The 17,035-nt window shown below is 41.5% G+C and carries 12 protein-coding genes; 4 read left to right on the plus strand and 8 right to left on the minus strand.

What is annotated here, in order from left to right; translation table 11 throughout:
- Window positions 1-3 precede the first annotated feature (3 nt).
- The 3 genes from ACWQ4X_RS03565 to yccS form a co-directional block, all read right to left on the minus strand.
- Window positions 4-2,742, minus strand: a complete 2,739-nt coding sequence (locus ACWQ4X_RS03565) for a PepSY domain-containing protein (RefSeq protein WP_457902746.1) — start codon at window positions 2,740-2,742, stop codon at window positions 4-6.
- Window positions 2,743-2,906: 164 nt separating this feature from the next.
- Window positions 2,907-3,467, minus strand: coding sequence for a YcxB family protein (locus tag ACWQ4X_RS03570; RefSeq protein WP_100243291.1), 561 nt, complete (start codon window positions 3,465-3,467; stop codon window positions 2,907-2,909).
- 160 nt (window positions 3,468-3,627) lie between these two features.
- Entirely contained in the window at window positions 3,628-5,802 is a 2,175-nt protein-coding gene (gene yccS, locus ACWQ4X_RS03575; RefSeq protein WP_457902747.1) for a YccS family putative transporter, read from the minus strand.
- A gap of 141 nt (window positions 5,803-5,943) precedes the next feature.
- On the opposite strand from yccS, the gene ACWQ4X_RS03580 reads away from it, so the two are divergent.
- Window positions 5,944-7,161 carry a multidrug effflux MFS transporter gene (locus ACWQ4X_RS03580; protein WP_457902748.1) on the plus strand — a complete coding sequence of 406 codons (1,218 nt, stop codon included), beginning with the start codon at window positions 5,944-5,946 and terminating at the stop codon, window positions 7,159-7,161.
- A gap of 70 nt (window positions 7,162-7,231) precedes the next feature.
- Here ACWQ4X_RS03580 and ACWQ4X_RS03585 read toward each other — a convergent pair whose 3' ends face one another.
- Entirely contained in the window at window positions 7,232-7,789 is a 558-nt protein-coding gene (locus tag ACWQ4X_RS03585) for a hypothetical protein (RefSeq protein WP_457902749.1), read from the minus strand.
- 244 nt (window positions 7,790-8,033) lie between these two features.
- Here ACWQ4X_RS03585 and ACWQ4X_RS03590 point away from each other — a divergent pair, with 244 nt between their 5' ends.
- Together ACWQ4X_RS03590 and ACWQ4X_RS03595 are read left to right on the plus strand one after the other, a co-directional pair.
- Window positions 8,034-9,533, plus strand: a complete 1,500-nt coding sequence (locus ACWQ4X_RS03590) for a cation:proton antiporter (RefSeq protein ID WP_457902750.1) — start codon at window positions 8,034-8,036, stop codon at window positions 9,531-9,533.
- Window positions 9,534-9,572: 39 nt separating this feature from the next.
- A complete protein-coding gene (locus ACWQ4X_RS03595; RefSeq protein WP_457902751.1) occupies window positions 9,573-9,899 on the plus strand; it encodes an MGMT family protein in 327 nt (108 codons plus the stop codon).
- 60 nt (window positions 9,900-9,959) lie between these two features.
- Here ACWQ4X_RS03595 and ACWQ4X_RS03600 read toward each other — a convergent pair whose 3' ends face one another.
- Window positions 9,960-10,400 carry a universal stress protein gene (locus tag ACWQ4X_RS03600; protein ID WP_100243297.1) on the minus strand — a complete coding sequence of 147 codons (441 nt, stop codon included), beginning with the start codon at window positions 10,398-10,400 and terminating at the stop codon, window positions 9,960-9,962.
- Between the two features lie 349 nt (window positions 10,401-10,749).
- Here ACWQ4X_RS03600 and ACWQ4X_RS03605 point away from each other — a divergent pair, with 349 nt between their 5' ends.
- Window positions 10,750-12,177: a KAP family P-loop NTPase fold protein gene (locus ACWQ4X_RS03605; RefSeq protein WP_457902752.1), complete on the plus strand. Its 1,428-nt coding sequence runs from the start codon at window positions 10,750-10,752 to the stop codon at window positions 12,175-12,177.
- Here ACWQ4X_RS03605 and ACWQ4X_RS03610 read toward each other — a convergent pair whose 3' ends face one another.
- From ACWQ4X_RS03610 to carB, 3 genes are all read right to left on the minus strand, one after another.
- Window positions 12,178-12,804 carry a CatB-related O-acetyltransferase gene (locus tag ACWQ4X_RS03610; RefSeq protein WP_457902753.1) on the minus strand — a complete coding sequence of 209 codons (627 nt, stop codon included), beginning with the start codon at window positions 12,802-12,804 and terminating at the stop codon, window positions 12,178-12,180.
- Window positions 12,805-13,219: 415 nt separating this feature from the next.
- On the minus strand, window positions 13,220-13,696 hold the full coding sequence (greA, locus tag ACWQ4X_RS03615; protein ID WP_100243300.1) for a transcription elongation factor GreA: 477 nt from the start codon (window positions 13,694-13,696) through the stop codon (window positions 13,220-13,222).
- Between the two features lie 93 nt (window positions 13,697-13,789).
- Entirely contained in the window at window positions 13,790-17,023 is a 3,234-nt protein-coding gene (gene carB, locus ACWQ4X_RS03620; protein ID WP_457902754.1) for a carbamoyl-phosphate synthase large subunit, read from the minus strand.
- Window positions 17,024-17,035 lie beyond the last annotated feature (12 nt).

Below are 17,035 nucleotides of genomic sequence, written 5' to 3' on the forward strand. Positions count from 1 at the left end.
GGTTTAGTACACATCTCGGCGATAACGACCTTCTTGACGAAGTTGTTCCACTGTATTTTCACCAAGAATATCATTCAGCGCTTGGTCGACATCACTTGCCATGCCTTGAATGCTACCGCAGACATAAATGACTGCGCCACGATTCATCCATGACACCAGTTCAGCCGACTGATTGCGAAGTACATGGTGTACATAAATTTTTTCGGCTTGATCACGAGAGAAGGCTAAATCTAGACGCTCCAGCATCCCTGTGGTTTGCCATGCTTCGATGGTGGTTTGATAGAAATAGTCATGTTCACGTTGGCGTTCACCAAAGATCAGCCAGTTCTGGGTGTAATCGGCACGTACACGCGCATGTAAAAGGCTCATCAGTCCTGCAATCCCTGTACCATTACCAATACAAATGATCGGGCGGTCGTCATCAATCAGGTGGAATGATTCATTGTTGCGGATACGCAGGGCAATTTCTTGTCCAAGTGCTGCATGAGCCGTTAACCAGCCTGAGCCTAAACCCAATTCGCCTGTTTGATTACTTTGCTGACGCACCACCAAGCGGAGTTTTTGTTGTGCAGGAATACTGGCAATTGAATACTCACGTGAAGGTAAGGTGTGTAATTGCTCCAGTAAATGCTCCATATTGGCAAATGGTTCAATTTCAGTATTGAGCTGTTTGTTCCATAAAGCTTGTTCAATAGGCATTCCTAGAGATTCAACGGCTGTATTCGCAGCAATCTGATGTTGAGCTATGAAAGCTTGAATACGTGCAGTGCTGTTACCCGGTTGAATTTCTGCAATGTCACCAGCTTGCCAATGGGCTACATGCTTGGCTTGCAGTTCAATATTAAATGCAGGTGCACCTAGACTCGCTGGATTGAGTAATTCACGCTTGATGAGCGTCCAACTGTCAAAAGTTTTGTCAATATGCATGGCTTGTAAATCAAGCTTGCTGACCTTGGCAAGCGCGGTATTCCAACGCTGTACATCTGCAGGGTTGGCATTATCCACTTCAATGGTTTCAAATAATGCCTGTGCTTGATTCTGCTTTAACCATGCAGCAATGGCATGTCCAAAACTGCAATAACTGTCAGGATATTCTTTTGAGCCTAGGGCCAAAACTGCGAAGTGGAGGTGGCTTAAATCTAGTGTGCTATTTAGCATTTTCTTGGCAAAACCAGAAGCCAAATCAGGTGCATCACCCGTACCATAAGTACTGGCAACAAACAGAACCTGCGGTGCAGTTTTGAGATCATCCAATGTCAGTTGTTGTACGGTTTTCACCGTTACAGGTTGGCGGGCTTCCTGTAGGCTGGTTGCAGTACGCCAAGCCAGTTGCTCTGCTACACCTGTTTGTGAGGCGTAAACAATTAGCCATGGTTTGGCATTTGGGTCGACACTCACCGTGCTATTGCCTAAACGCGCTGCTTGGGTCAGTTTCTTTTGCTTACGACGTTTCAGATACAGCATCCAGCCTGTAACAAAGAACAATGGCATTGCCAGTGCAGCAAGCATGGCAAAGAATTGATAAATCGGTCCAAAGAAGCTACCACGGTGTACAGGCAGCATGCTGCTCATGATTTTTTCATTGAGCTTTTTATCTTCATACAACTCAACATCTTGAACTTTTGCAGCTTGATAATCATAAACCGCTTTGTTGCGTGCACGTTCATGTTGGGGAATTGGATCAACAAAACTGAGTTCAACTTTTCCATCGGCTTTTTTCGGCAGATTCAAAGTCAGGGTTGAATAATCATGTCCGAGTTTGGCTTGAACCCCCGTCCAGGTTTGGGTGAGTACAGTTTGCATTTGCTCAGGGCTCAAGCTCGCAGCATCTGCTTTAGAACCACGACCTTCACCTTCAGTACGTCCTCGACGTTCAGAATCACCTTTTGTAGCATCCCATGCTTGACGAGCCTCTGGATTACGCGCATTCGCTTCAGATTGACCACGTCCTTCAGTAGTTCGTCCTTCTTCATGAGGTCGACCTTGTGGACCATGTTCACCACGTTGTTCACCTGATGCTCCACGTGGACCTTGACCTTCTGGCTTGCCGCCTTGCATTTCAGGTTTTGGTTGTTCAACCCCCAACACCTTGAACATGCCACTCCGCCACCAATCATAAGACCAGTAGAGTCCTGTGCATGCCAATAGTAAATAAAAGATCACCACCCAAGTACCGACTACGGCATGTAAATCCCAAAGGAAGTTACGACCTTTCAGTTGTGGTTTAACCATAAACCATTGCTTGAGTGAGTGCTTTTTTGGCCAGCGTAGATACAAACCACTCAAGACAAAGAAAATCAGCATGAGCGTACAAGCGCCAGTAATCTGTTTTCCTACAGGACCTACAGTCAAGTTGCGGTGCAGTTGTTGTACAAATTGAAAGAAGCCTTGTCCTTTAATTTCTGGCAACACTTCAGCCGAGTAGGGGTTGACCATCATGTTATAGCCACGTCGAGCACCTTCTTTCACAATATTCACGGTACTTGAAACGGTTGGATCTTTGGCAATGGTAATACTGTTAATCTGAATATTCGGATCGACCTGCTGAAAATGCGTGTAGAGCTCGGCAGGGCTGAGCTTGTCTCGATTTTCCGCATGGACAACATAACTGTCCGTGTTGATCCATTTTAGAATTTGTTGTTCGTAAGAGTAAATCGCGCCAGTCACGCCCATAATGGACAGTATTAATCCAGCGGTAATCCCCATAAACCAGTGAATTTGGAAAAATGTTTTTTTCAACATGATGGTCAAGTGTTGGATGTGTGAATAAATTGGCGAAATTATAACTGAAGATTTAGCAGATAATGTGGATTTTGCAGATAATATTTATTCTCATTATCGTTTTTAATTAGTTTCGTAAAAAAAGCCTTCATATTTCAGAAGGCTTTAGAGGAAAGGGAAGATGCTTAGATCTTCTTCGCTTCACCGACAGATTCATTTAAGTGCTTACGAATGGTCTCGAAAGAGAAATTACGTGAGTCCATACGTTTAGGTAAAATATATGCACCTTGTTGACCTTTTACTTTAAAGTTCAACAACATAAATTCTGGTGTGTTATACCATTCATAAATGTCTTTCCAACCAATTGCACCCACACCTTCTTGCATGCCCATTTGCTGGCGCATTACGATGCCGTGCGGTTGTACCCCAAGTTTCACGCCTTTAATTTCCTGAACTGGAAACTCGTTCATTTTGCGTTTCACATACCATTCTAAACCGTAAGTACGAATTGCAAGGTATAAAGCCACCCCTACAATTGCCACCCAGCAGAAAATAGTCGAGTAGTTTTTTAATAAGATGATGCCCAAAATCGCAAGAGCTACGATGGCACCCATAATCATCCATGCTTTGGTGCTAATTTTATTGGTACTACGCCAAATCACCATCTGAGCATGACGTTGCTCAGCTTCAGAGATTTCGTAGTTCACAGGTTGTAGCGTATAAGCGTATAAATTTTTTGCGGTCATAGTGAAAAGAGCACATTTAAAACTGGAGAAAGTTTAGCATTAAATACACGGGGTTGATACGTTATAAATGCATTGTATTGCGGCTAAGACGCTGCTTTTTTAATAGCAAAATCATCACATAGCCTCAAGTGATTTATCCTAAAGTGTAAGGATAGACCGTTTAAAGTGATGCAAATTCAGTCGCCTGATCATCACGTTCATTGCTCAAACTTTGTTTGAGATGACTGAATTGTTGCAAGATACTGAACATTAAAGACAATTGCTGCAAAATAATTAACGACAATTGATCTTCTTTTTTGTCTTGGGTGAGACGTTGCCGAATGGTTTGCAACATGTTCTGCGCAGTCAAATCTGGCATTTCATCTTTCAATAGGGCACCACGAATATCATCCAGTGCCTGATCCAGTAGATTCAGGATTTCAGGATCACGAATTTGTGCACGATGTGCTCCAAGCGCCGCGATATAGCTCAAGAAGGTATGATTCAGACACAGAAATTCAAATGCCTGACTTTTTTGGCTTGGGTCAAAATCGGGTTCTGTGGCCAAAGTTGAAATCAATGATGCCACATCCGCATCGGTATTGTGTGCTGCGCGACGCACCACCCGATAATTCAAACCATTGTTGCGTCCCTCTTTGTACTGCTGAATGACTTCATTTAAATAGGTACATTGAGCTTGTAAGCTGCGCTGAATGATGTGTGGCAGGCGACGGAATTTCCAGTCAGGGAAAATGAAACTCACCCCGAGCCAAGCAATGGCACAACCAATCAGGGTATCAATCATGCGGGGCAGGGCCGCAGAAAAACCTAAACCATCCAAATTAAAGTTAATCAGTGCCAAGATGGTAATAAAGGCAGTTGCTTGCGCATACTGTTTACTGCGTAATTCAAAGAACAACACACCGCTGAGAATCAGCAAGAGCAATTGACCTTCCACCGAAGGAATGAAGTACAACACCGCTTCACCAATAATAATCCCGACCAAGGTGCCAACGATTCGCAAGCGCAGTCGGCGCTTGGTGGCGTTAAAGTTGGGTTGGCAGACAAACAGGACGGTTAAGATAATCCAGTAGCCATATTGAATCTGCGTCACTTGTACAAAAATATAGCTGACCAGCAACACAATCGAAAGTCGGATGGCATGACGGAATAGAACAGACTCAGGGGTAAGATGCTGTTTGATGCGAATGACAATATCATCCCAACCTTTTAAGTCATCATCTTTGAGCTGATTTTCAATATATTTGCTCTTATCGAACACGATATTTTGTTCAGTTTCCAAGTTGCGTAGTTGTGCATCAATTGACTTCAGGTTTTGGTACAGTGCAAACAAGGCATTCACCCAAATCGGGTCATAATGATTGTCATCCCGTAATTTCTCTAAAGACACTTTCAGATTTTGAAAAGCATGCTTAAAGCGTTTGTTATGTTTATAGTTCTTGCGCAGCAAGATACTTTCACTTAAATCCTTACAAGCTTTGCCCTGAATGGAGAGAATACGTTGGAAGCGAAACAGAATATCGCTATGTTCAAACACTTTGGTCAGAATCTGATAATCAATATGTGCAGAATCGGCACGTTCATGAATGTCCTGCGCAACAAAATAGTATTGCAAGCTGCGACGTGTATCGCGCTGACCACGGTCACCTTTCAGGCGAGTTAGCAACGCAGTTTTCATTTCATTGAAAATGCCCACCAATTTGCCGTTTTCCAATGACAAATCAATCATGCTTTGTTGATAGCTTTGCGGTGTCATGTCCACATCAAACAGATTGGATTTAGCAAATAGGAAATTTCCCAGTGAGGAATAACACTCGGACAATTTGTCCTGCACTTGGCGCACAGGGAACAACAAGAAACTGATGGTCGAAATCACTCCATACCAAGCTGCGCCTGCAACCAGCAGCGAGGGTTGCATATACCATTCTTCAAACAGATGCACACCCAGCATGGAATAGACGGAAATGACCAAACAACCATAGGAAATGGTGGCGTAGCGACGACCCAAAGAACCCAATAAAATAAAACCGATACAGGAGATAATTAGCCCAATGGCGAACAGAAACGGGTGCGGGAACAGGAAGTAAATGGAGGTTGCAGTAACAAAAAAACCAATATAGGTATAAACCAGATTTAAAAGCCGTACCGAGAAGCGATCATCAATATCACTCAAACCCGCAGCAACGACCCCTAAAGTTAGTGGGATAGTTGCCAGTTGGTGACCTAAAAAGTAGGGAACAAAGGCTGTACCAGAGAACGCAATAATCATGCGCACGTTATACATAAAAGTGGTGTTATAAGTGGTTTGCTTCAGACGAGTAAGCCAAGTGTTCAAGTGTTTTCCTTCAATAGACGTAGGTCAAATCTTTATGCAAAAAAAGAGATTTGAGTCAGGATTAATTTCACTTTTTTGATCAAGAAATAATACTATGGAGAGTGTAAGCTTGTCTTGTTTCTTCGCAGTTAAAAATTAAATATGAATACTCCCCAATCTCCCGCAACAAAGACCTATTCGACCTCTTGGATTATGTTATTGGCGTTATTAACCGCCTTAGGTCCACTTTCCATTGATATGTATTTGCCTGCTTTGCCGCAAATGGCACATGATTTTGGGGTGAGTACCCAAATGGTGGCAAATACTTTGCCTGCATATTTTTTAGGGTTGGCGATTGGGCAATTGATTTATGGACCTGTGAGTGACCGAATTGGTCGTAAGAAACCGTTGTATTTTGGATTAACTTTATATGTTGTGGCCAGTTTATTGTGCGTGCTTGCTACCAATGAATGGGCATTGGTCGCAGCACGTGTATTACAGGCACTGGGTGGATGTGTTGGGGTGGTCATTGCGCGAGCGGCCATTCGTGATCGTTTGGATATGAATGCTTCAGCACAGGCGTTTGCCAGCATGATGATTGTGATGGGGGTAGCACCCATTTTGGCACCAACCTTGGGTGCATTGGTGCTGAGTTATTTTAATTGGCATGCCATCTTTGTATTTTTGATGCTAATTGGTGTTGCATGCTGGTTGTGTATTCATTTTTTCTTTCAAGAAACCTTACAGCCTGAACGTCGCTTACGTTTAAGTCTGCCTCAGGTTTTTCAGTTGTACGCTGCTATTTTTCAAGACCGTAGTTTCCGTATCCCAATGCTGGCAGGTTGTTTCTCGGGTGGGGTATTGTTCTGTTATATCAGCTCATCTGCATCGGTGCTGATGAATGGCTATGGTTTAAACCAGCAACATTTTGCTATCGCTTTTGGTTCCAATGCTTTTGGCATCATGCTGTTATCCACTGTGAATAAAAAATTGGGTAAACATCTTTCCGTCTTTAGTCGTTTGAAAATTGGTGGATTTATTCAGCTTTCAGGTGCTTCGGTGTTGGTGCTTGCAGGCATGTTGCAACATGCACCGATTGAACTGGTCTATGTGGGGATGTTCTTGGCAGTTTCTGGGATTGGTTTTACAGGTCCGAATGCCATGGCATTGGCCATGTCTGAGCAGGGTGCGCGTGCTGGAACAGCCAGTGCCGTGATGGGCAGTATGCAATTTGCCTGTGGCTTGCTGGGTGGAGTGATTCTGAATTTCTTGGTCTGGAGCGACTTAATGAATATGGCCACCCTGATGCTGTGTTTCGTTGCCATTGCTATGCTGGCAATTTTTAGTTTGTCGCCACAAAAAGTCATGGCGCAATCTTAGAGCTGGATTGAAGCAGGACAGTCATCACATAAGTTATTTGTAATGACTGTTCCTTGAATGGATCGCTAATTTATTTACGTAGGAACTGCTTAAAGTTACGCAGAATGCGGAAGCTCACATACAGCGCGATGAGGGCAAAGATTGCAATGCCGAACACCACATATTTTAATTGTTGAATGTCTTGTTGGAAGAAGGCTTGGATTTGCGCATCGCTATATGCGAAACGGCTGACTTTCTGCGTTTGGCTGTCATGAAGTTGAATATGTTGAATGTAATGCTGCTGCCCAATTTGCTTCAAACCTAGTACATCTATTTGACGTCGATGGCTTTGATTCTCTGCATCAGTACACAAGTCTTGAGCATAATGTTCGCAGCTCATTTTGGCTATAAAACCTTGGTTGGCGACCAGAATAAAAACAGACTCGTCAGGCTTTTGGTTATTGGTGACCAAGACGAGCGGTTTTGCAGCAGTCGATTTCAGTTCAAACTGCTGTGCTTGAGACAAAGCTTGCGTAGCATTTTTAATTTCTAAAGTTTTGACGATACAGGTCCAGACCAGAGCCAAAGTAATTAAAAAAATACTGGCGGCGAAACACAGGCGAAAAACGGTTTTAATGGTCTGGTGCATAGATGAGCCAATATCCTAAAAGTGTATAGCGCAAAAAGGGGAGTCATTTTAGTATGAATTCAATCTAAATGCTTTGCTTCATCCTGCACAAGTTTTATGTTAAAAAATTTAACGAAACTAGGAGGCTCGCTTTAAAAGGCGGTACACTGAAAAATGTAAACAATAGTGTTTAAGCCAATATTTAGCTTGTAAATCATTGAGTTCATTCGCTCGGTTTCATCCCTTGGTTAGCTTCGGAACTCGCATGGGTAATTTTTTATTTCTTCAAATTTTCACAGTTATTTTTGCATTATCAATTGCGACGACGATTTTTAACAAGCGAATTTTAGGTTTCCCGCAGGCGATTGGCGTTCCGATTGTTTCGGCAATTTTTGTCTTTATTTTGCAGTGGGGCGCAAGCCTACTGAATGGTAATCAGTTTATTACCATCAATATTCATAATATTGAAAATGCCGTGCGTCATATCGATTTTTATGACTTTCTGATTAACGGTGTGATCTGTTTTATTCTGACCTCATCTGCTTTGAAGTTTAAAGTTTCCGATTTAAAAAGTTATTGGAAGCCGATCAGTATTTTAGCAAGTATTGCACTGGTCATCTGTGCTGTGCTCTTTGGCGTTATACTTTATGGTTATCAATTTTTAGTCGGTCAACATGTCGACTTATTGGTGTTGCTGCTTTTGGGCGCAGCCTTGGGAGCGACAGACCCGATTGGCATTAAAGGGGTTTTAAGTTCAGTACGTGCACCGCATCATTTAATGGTCAAATTGGAAGGCGAATCCTTATTTAATGATGCCATGTGTATTGCCTTGTTCATGACCTTACTGAATGTGTTGCAAGGTGAGCATTTTAGTCTAATCGGTACGCTGCAAACCCTGCTGTATGAGATTGTGGTGGCAATTATTATTGGCTGGGGCTTCGGTCTTGCCATTCTCAGATTGCTCCGCGGTAAACATGAAATGGAATCGCTGATTTTAACAACGGCTTTACTGGCTTGTGGCTCATACCTGATTGCATTGTTTGCACATGCTTCTGCACCGATTGCCTGTGTGATTGGCGGTTTAATTGTCGGTAATAAATGGAAAGAAATTCTGCAAGAGCGTGAAATCCGTGAAGTGAATCATTTCTGGCATACCGTTGAAGGGATCATCAATTCATTCTTGTTCACTTTAATTGGATTGGAACTGTTTATTTTAGATTTAAGTGTCAGTCTGATTTTGGGCGGTATCATTGCCTTCATTATTTTGCATGCTTCACGATTTGCCGCCAATTTTCTTGCATTTGCCTTTTTCCCAAGTTTTCGGAATAAAAGTTATAACGGTAGTTTAGCGATTCTGTCTTGGGGGGGAGTCCGTGGCGGGATCTCGCTGGCTTTGATTTTGGCAGTGGCCAACATTCCACAACTGAGTGAATATAGCAGTATCCTGATAGGCTATACCTTTATCAGTGTACTTTTATCTGGTTTGGTCTGTGGACTTGGACTTCCGGCAGTAATGAATGCCTTCTACTACAATCCGAATGAAGAAACAGAGGGCTTTAAAGGCTGGTATCAGCGTTTATGCCATAAAATGAATCGTAAGGGATTTCAATATATTGTCGGGGAAGATGCAACGGGCAATGAAACCATTACCATTTATAACCCTGATGCCTTTGTCGATGTAAAAGCCGATGATGGCGTTGCCGCCGTGCACAATCCTGAAAAAGTCCAAGAAGTAAAACGTTTGGAAAGCCCAGGAAACTTCTAATACTTTAACGGTAAAAGGAATATCTATTAGGTGTCTGTGATGCAAACATCTTCAAAAGAATTGGCGCAGTTAATTTTGCAGGTGGTGGCTTTAATTCCTTATGGAAAAGTCGCGACCTATGGGCAAGTTGCCAAGATGGCGGGTTTGCCTAAACATGCCCGTTTAGTCGGGCGGGTGTTGCAGCAAGTTGAAGATGCACAGTTGCCTTGGCATCGGGTAATTAATTCGCAAGGTAAAATTAGCCTAAGCAAATTGGATGCGCATGGTGATAATCTACAAGTTGTAAAATTACAGGCGGAAAATATTGCAGTGATTGCAGGGAAGGTGAGCTTAAAGCAGTATCAGTGGAATGGTGAGATTGAGTAGATTAGTGAGGTCTTACACCCAGTGCTGAGTATGAGTGTAAGACCAAGTCGATGAATTCAATTATTGGCGAACCACCAATACAGGGACACCTGTATCGCCAAGAATGTTTTGTGCAACGCTACCTAAGAATAATTTTTTCAGTCCAGTACGACCATGTGAACCAATTACAATTAAATCGGCATTGGTTTCTTTCGCTGCATTAATGATTTCTTGATGAATCACTTGACCTTCAAGTAGACGTGCTTCTACTTGCAGACCTTCAGCGCTAAATTTTGCTTTTGCTTCCTCAAGGGTTGCTTGAATAGAAGTACGTGCACGTTCAATTAAATCATTGGTTTGTGCAGCAGTAATATATTCGGCTGCAATGTAAGGGTCTAAAGCAAGCACTTGTACAACAGTAATTTTGCTGCCAAATGCTTTAGCAAGCTCTGCTGCTTGTTTTACTGCTGCAAAAGAGGTTTCTGAACCGTCCACTGGAACCAAAATATTTTGATAAGCCATCTGTGTTACTCCTTGTTTTCATTACAATCATTCTAGAAGCTGTTTTATTTGAGAGTTGCGACTCAAAATTATTGTTTATGCTTTTATACTAACCCTAATTTTGACTTTATAAAACCTAGTATTTTCATAAGGATAAGGCTTTATAAACCGTCGATTCCATAACCTAACTTAGCATGTTTTTTGCCTAAAAAGTATGCGTTGTTGTACTAAAGTCGGGTAAAAATTGTGAGAAAAATGAAACAGCTAAGATAAGGCATCTTTTTATTTCAAATAGACGTAAATGAGTGAAACTTGGTCACATTTATAAGGCGTAGTATGATGTTGCTAACTTATTAATAACAAACAATACATGACTGATCAGACCCAATTAAACTGGAATAGAACGAATTTAGATAACATTCAAACTGCTTGGGAAGGTGATCTTTGGGATCGGGAACGTTTAGGCAATCAGTTAACGAACTATGTTGATCGTCTTAACTGTGGTGCTGTGCTTGCTTTGGATGCACGTTGGGGAGAGGGGAAAACTTGGTTTGTTCGGCATTGGCAAAAGCATCTGGAAGATGAAAATCATGATGTAATTTATTTGGATGCTTTTGCAAATGATTATTTGGATGATCCTTTCTTAACAATTGCCTCGGAGATAAGTCAAGCATTTAAGGATTCAGATGAAATTAGCTCGGAAGATGTAAAAGAATTTAATTCAACAACGGCATCAGTATTAATTTCATTAGCCTCAATTTTGCCATTAATCGTAGCAAAAGCTGGATTACATTGGATTGGTCTTGGTGGTGCAGGAGAAGCGATTCAGGAGGTTTATAAAGAAGGTAAAGATTTTTATGATTCTGCCAGTGAAGAAATTACAGCTAAAGTAAAAGAGCAAATTGAAAAGAAGATTGAAAATCACCAAGTTGAAAAAGAAACAGTCCGTGATTTTAAAGATGAACTTGCAAAACTTGCTGAAAAACTAGAAAAGCCTTTGGTTTTCATTATTGATGAATTGGATCGCTGTCGTCCTGATTTTGCGATTCGTTTGATTGAAAGGATTAAGCATTTCTTTGATATTTCTAAAATTGTCTTTGTTCTAGTTATAGATAAAACTCAGTTTTCAAAAGTAATTTGTCATAACTATGGATATGATGAAAAATTAGGTGAGGAATATTTGGATAAATTTGTTGATTTTATGATTCCATTACCAAGAATATCAGTTCCATTATTCAATAATAAATTTGATCATGTTGAAATTTTAAAAGAATTATTATTTAAAGTAGGAGAGGAATCGGATGATATTTGTTTAGTATTTTATTTAGCACAATTTAATAATTATTTTTCTGCTAGACAGCTTCAAAAGGTAATCAATCAGTATGCTCTACTCAGAAAACCATTAATTGAAACGAATATATTTCTTGTATTGGCATTGCTTTTGGATCCCACAAAATTGACAGAAAAAATTATTAAAACTCTTAATGTATTGGAGGGAATTAGTAAACAACAGGACATGTCTAGTTACGTAACGGATTTAAAAAGATTAGATTTGGAGCAATTACAATCATTGGTAAAAGATCAATTAAAACTAGATGCTAAAGTCTATTTTGATTTAATGAGAAAAATAAAAGAAATTGAGATGAAGAACTTGCATCATCAAAAGCATGATCAAGAATTTGTGAGATTATATTCTGAGTTTTCACTTCAAAAAATTATTAAAAATCAAAATGAAATCTCTAATCAATTTGAATTATATTTAAAAGCTCACTTATGGGATAAAAATGATGAGACATAGTTACAATGATTTTTCAAAATATCTTACTAAGTCGTTTACATCATCCGTCTGCATTTGCTCACGCATCTTTAAAAACTGCTTTTCATCTAAATCATAAAGTTTAAGGATAAGCAGCTTTTGAATGTCTTCTTCGGGGAAGCGGTATTTAATCACTTTGGCAGGCACACCGCCAACAATTGCATAAGGTGGTACATCTTTGGTGACGACTGCACCCGTCGCAACCACAGCACCTTCACCCAGTGTGACGCCTTGCATAATCATGGCGCGGCTGCCAATCCAGCAACCATCACCAATAATTGTATCTCCAGCAGGGACAAAGCTACGGGTATCAAATGGAAAAGCTGAAATCCAGTCGGTACGATGCAGTTGATTTCCACCCATCATAATCACGCATTCAGCGCCAAAACACACAAAGTTGCCAATATGCAGTTGGTCAATCGGTTTTTCAGGCGTAGATGGTTTGTCATGTAAATAACGCACGACACAACGTTCAAAGCCCTGATCCCAATACGCTGAATAATATGAATAATTCCCTTTAATGTGAATGTTCGGATTCTTCACGGTTTTCGATATGAATTCGAATTCGCACCAGTGTTTGACAGGGGAGTTAATCAAAGGTTCAGACATGGTCGGCATCAAAAGGTATGGATGTGTGGATTATAGCGGATTGTGTGGAGTTTCCCTATGATGCATAGCGGATCACACAGCATTGGTTTAATTTACGAATAAGCGATGAGCTAGCGAAACAGATTCCAGAATAATCTGAACCAGTGTTGAATCGAATTAGGAAAAAGAAAACCCGCTATAGAAGTAAGTGCTGTTGTGGTCAAAATAATCATCACAGAGCTACTATGACTATTGATATAAAGTGACCATGAAATTGCTACGAGAATTCCCAAAAAGATTCCACCAATCGCATAGTAGAAGGCTTGAATTATTCTGTTGTCCATTCTTTGTATTGTCATTTTGGAGATACTTTGATTTTAAATGCTTGAGTATAAAAAACCCCTCTTTTGAGGGGTTTAAATCTTTAATTCAAAAATTAAAGATATTCAACGCTCACAATTTCGTATTCAACTTCACCTTGTGGAGTTTGAATTTTTGCTTCGTCGCCTTCGTTCTTGCCTAAAAGACCACGTGCAATTGGAGAGTTGACAGAGATTTTATTGATTTTGAAATCTGCTTCGTCATCGCCCACAATCATGTAGGTCTTTTGTTCTTCGGTATCTAAGTTTTCAATAGTCACCGTTACACCAAAAACAACACGACCGTTTTGCTCTAGCTCTTTTACATCAATGACTTGAGCTGCACCCAATTTACCTTCGATATCTTGAATACGGCCTTCACAGAAACCTTGTTGCTCACGTGCAGCATGGTATTCCGCGTTTTCTTTTAAATCCCCGTGTTCACGTGCTTCAGCAATAGCCGCCGTAATACGTGGACGTTCAATACTTTTTAATTGATGTAATTCTTTCTCTAAGGCTTCTTTGCCTTGGGGAGTCATAGGATAACGTTGCATTGTTGTCCCTCAAGTGTGTGAGTGTAAAAAATACAGGTTTATAAATGAAAAAAGCCCGCCACCGATAAGGTGGCGGGACTTATCGGAAACGAATTAAACTACGGTTTGTAAATCTTGCAAACGGTATACATCCATTGGTAATTGGATTCCAAATGCTTGGCAAACTGCTTCAGCACCGTTAATGGTGGTTGTGTAATACACTTTACCTTGTAACGCAGCACGACGGATCATGGCTGAGTCATACTGAGCACGTTTGCCCTCAGTGGTATTGACAATAAGGTGTATTTCACCATTTTTCAAGCGGTCTACAATGTGTGGACGGCCTTCGGTTACTTTATTTACACGTTCGCATGCTAAACCTGCTTGGCTAAGCACGTCATGTGTACCGCCAGTTGCAACAAGTTTGAAACCGTAAGAAACAAGTTTCTTCGCAATATCAACAATGTATTTTTTGTCAGATTCACGTACAGACAAGAATGCGTGTTTAACTTCGCCTTCTGTCGGTAAACCTGGTAAGCGTTCATTTGAACCAAGCACTGCTTTGTAGAATGCTTCACCAAATGTTTTACCTACACCCATTACTTCACCTGTAGATTTCATCTCAGGGCCAAGCATTGGGTCTACACCAGGGAATTTCGCGAACGGGAATACCGCTTCTTTTACCGCAAAGTGCGTCGGAATAATCTCTTTGGTGAAACCTTGAGATTCTAAAGACTGGCCCGCCATACAACGTGCAGCAACTTTCGCTAAAGATTCGCCAATACATTTCGATACGAATGGAACCGTACGAGATGCACGTGGGTTCACTTCGAGTACGTAGATGTCATCGCCTTTTACAGCAAATTGAACGTTCATCAAACCGACAACGCCAAGCTCTTTTGCCATCGCCACAGTTTGACGACGCATTTCGTCTTGAACTTCTTGTGAAAGCGAGTACGGAGGAATCGAACATGCTGAGTCACCTGAGTGAATACCCGCTTGTTCAATGTGTTGCATAATCCCGCCAATCACCACATCTTTACCGTCAGATACGCAGTCAACGTCAACTTCGGTTGCATCATCGAGGAAGCGGTCAAGAAGAACAGGTGCTTCGTTAGATGCTTGAACCGCTTCACGAAGGTAACGTTTAAGTTCTTCTTCGTTGTAGACGATTTCCATTGCACGACCACCCAATACATAAGATGGACGCACAACCAGTGGATAACCCACTTTAGCCGCTTCAGAAATACCTTCTTCAGCAGATTTTACGATGCTGTTGTTTGGTTGACGTAATTGCAGACGTTGAATCATTTGTTGGAAACGTTCACGGTCTTCTGCACGGTCAATCGCATCTGGAGATGTACCGATAATTGGAGCACCCGCTTCTTCTAAAGCGCGCGCCAATTTCAACGGAGTTTGACCGCCGTACTGAACGATAATGCCTTTTGGCTTTTCAGTACGTACAATTTCTAATACGTCTTCAAGCGTGATCGGTTCGAAGTACAAACGATCTGAAGTGTCGTAATCTGTTGAAACTGTTTCAGGGTTACAGTTCACCATAATGGTTTCGTAACCGTCATCACGCATCGCTAGGGCAGCGTGTACGCAGCAGTAGTCAAACTCGATCCCTTGACCAATACGGTTTGGACCACCGCCGATGACCATGATCTTGTCTTTCGCTGAAGGGTTAGATTCACACTCTTCATCGTAAGTTGAGTACATATAAGCTGTGTCAGATTCAAACTCAGCCGCACATGTATCGACACGTTTGTAAACAGGGGTTACGCCCAAGTTCCAGCGGTGCTTACGGAATTGCTTTTGTGAAATACCCATCAAGTTCGCAATGCGAAGGTCAGATAAACCTTTACGTTTGAACCCACGGATGTTGTCAGCCGTTAAATCACCAAAACCTAAAGTTTTGATTTGATTTTCAGTTTTGATGATGTCTTCGATTTGAATCAAGAACCATTTGTCGATTTTGGTCGCTTCAAATACTTCATCTAAAGTGAAGCCGTGACGGAACGCATCCGCTACGTACCAAATACGCTCTGGACCTGGAACTTTAAGCTCAACCAAAATCTTTTCGCGCGCGCCTTCAGCACCGATTTCGATTTTCTCATCGAAACCACAAACGCCCACTTCTAAACCACGAAGTGCTTTGTTTACAGATTCTTGGAAGTTACGACCAATCGCCATGACTTCACCTACAGATTTCATCTGTGTAGTCAGAACTGGTTCAGCTTGTGGGAATTTTTCAAAGTTGAAACGTGGAATCTTGGTGACAACGTAGTCAATTGAAGGTTCGAATGATGCAGGAGTTGTACCGCCAGTGATGTCATTTTTCAATTCATCAAGGGTATAACCTACAGCAAGTTTCGCTGCAATTTTCGCAATTGGGAAACCAGTTGCTTTAGATGCCAACGCAGATGAACGAGATACACGCGGGTTCATCTCGATGATGACCATACGACCAGTATTTGGGCAAATACCAAACTGTACGTTTGAACCACCCGTTTCTACACCAATCTCACGTAGTACTGCTAAAGAAGCGTTACGCATCAATTGGTATTCTTTGTCCGTTAAGGTTTGTGCCGGCGCTACAGTGATTGAGTCACCAGTGTGCACGCCCATTGGGTCAAAGTTTTCAATCGAACATACGATAATACAGTTGTCGTTTTTGTCACGAACAACTTCCATTTCGTACTCTTTCCAACCAATTAAAGATTCATCAATCAATAATTGCTTGGTTGGAGAAAGATCGAAACCGCGTTCACAGATTTCAATGAATTCTTCTTTGTTGTATGCGATACCGCCACCAGAACCACCCATGGTGAATGATGGACGAATAATCACAGGGAAGCCGAAGCGTGCTTGAATTTCTAAAGCTTGTTCCATTGATTCAGCAATGTCTGCTTTTGGACATTCAAGACCAATTTTACGCATCGCGATATCGAAAAGTTTACGGTCTTCCGCTTTTTCGATTGCTTCTTTGGTCGCACCGATTAATTCAACATTGAATTTTTCTAAAATGCCATGCTCATCAAGTGCAAGGGCACAGTTCAATGCAGTTTGGCCACCCATCGTTGGAAGAACTGCGTCTGGCCGTTCTTTCTCAATGATTTGTGCAACAGTTTGCCAAGTAATCGGCTCAATATAGGTTGCATCTGCCATTGATGGGTCAGTCATAATGGTCGCTGGGTTAGAGTTCACCAAAATAACACGGTAACCTTCTTCGCGAAGGGCTTTACATGCTTGCGCACCTGAGTAGTCAAACTCACACGCCTGACCAATCACAATCGGACCAGCACCAATAATTAAGATGCTTTTAATATCCGTACGTTTAGGCATTATTTCGCTCCT

The organism is Acinetobacter sp. NigerLNRRAM0016 (assembly GCF_054112845.1).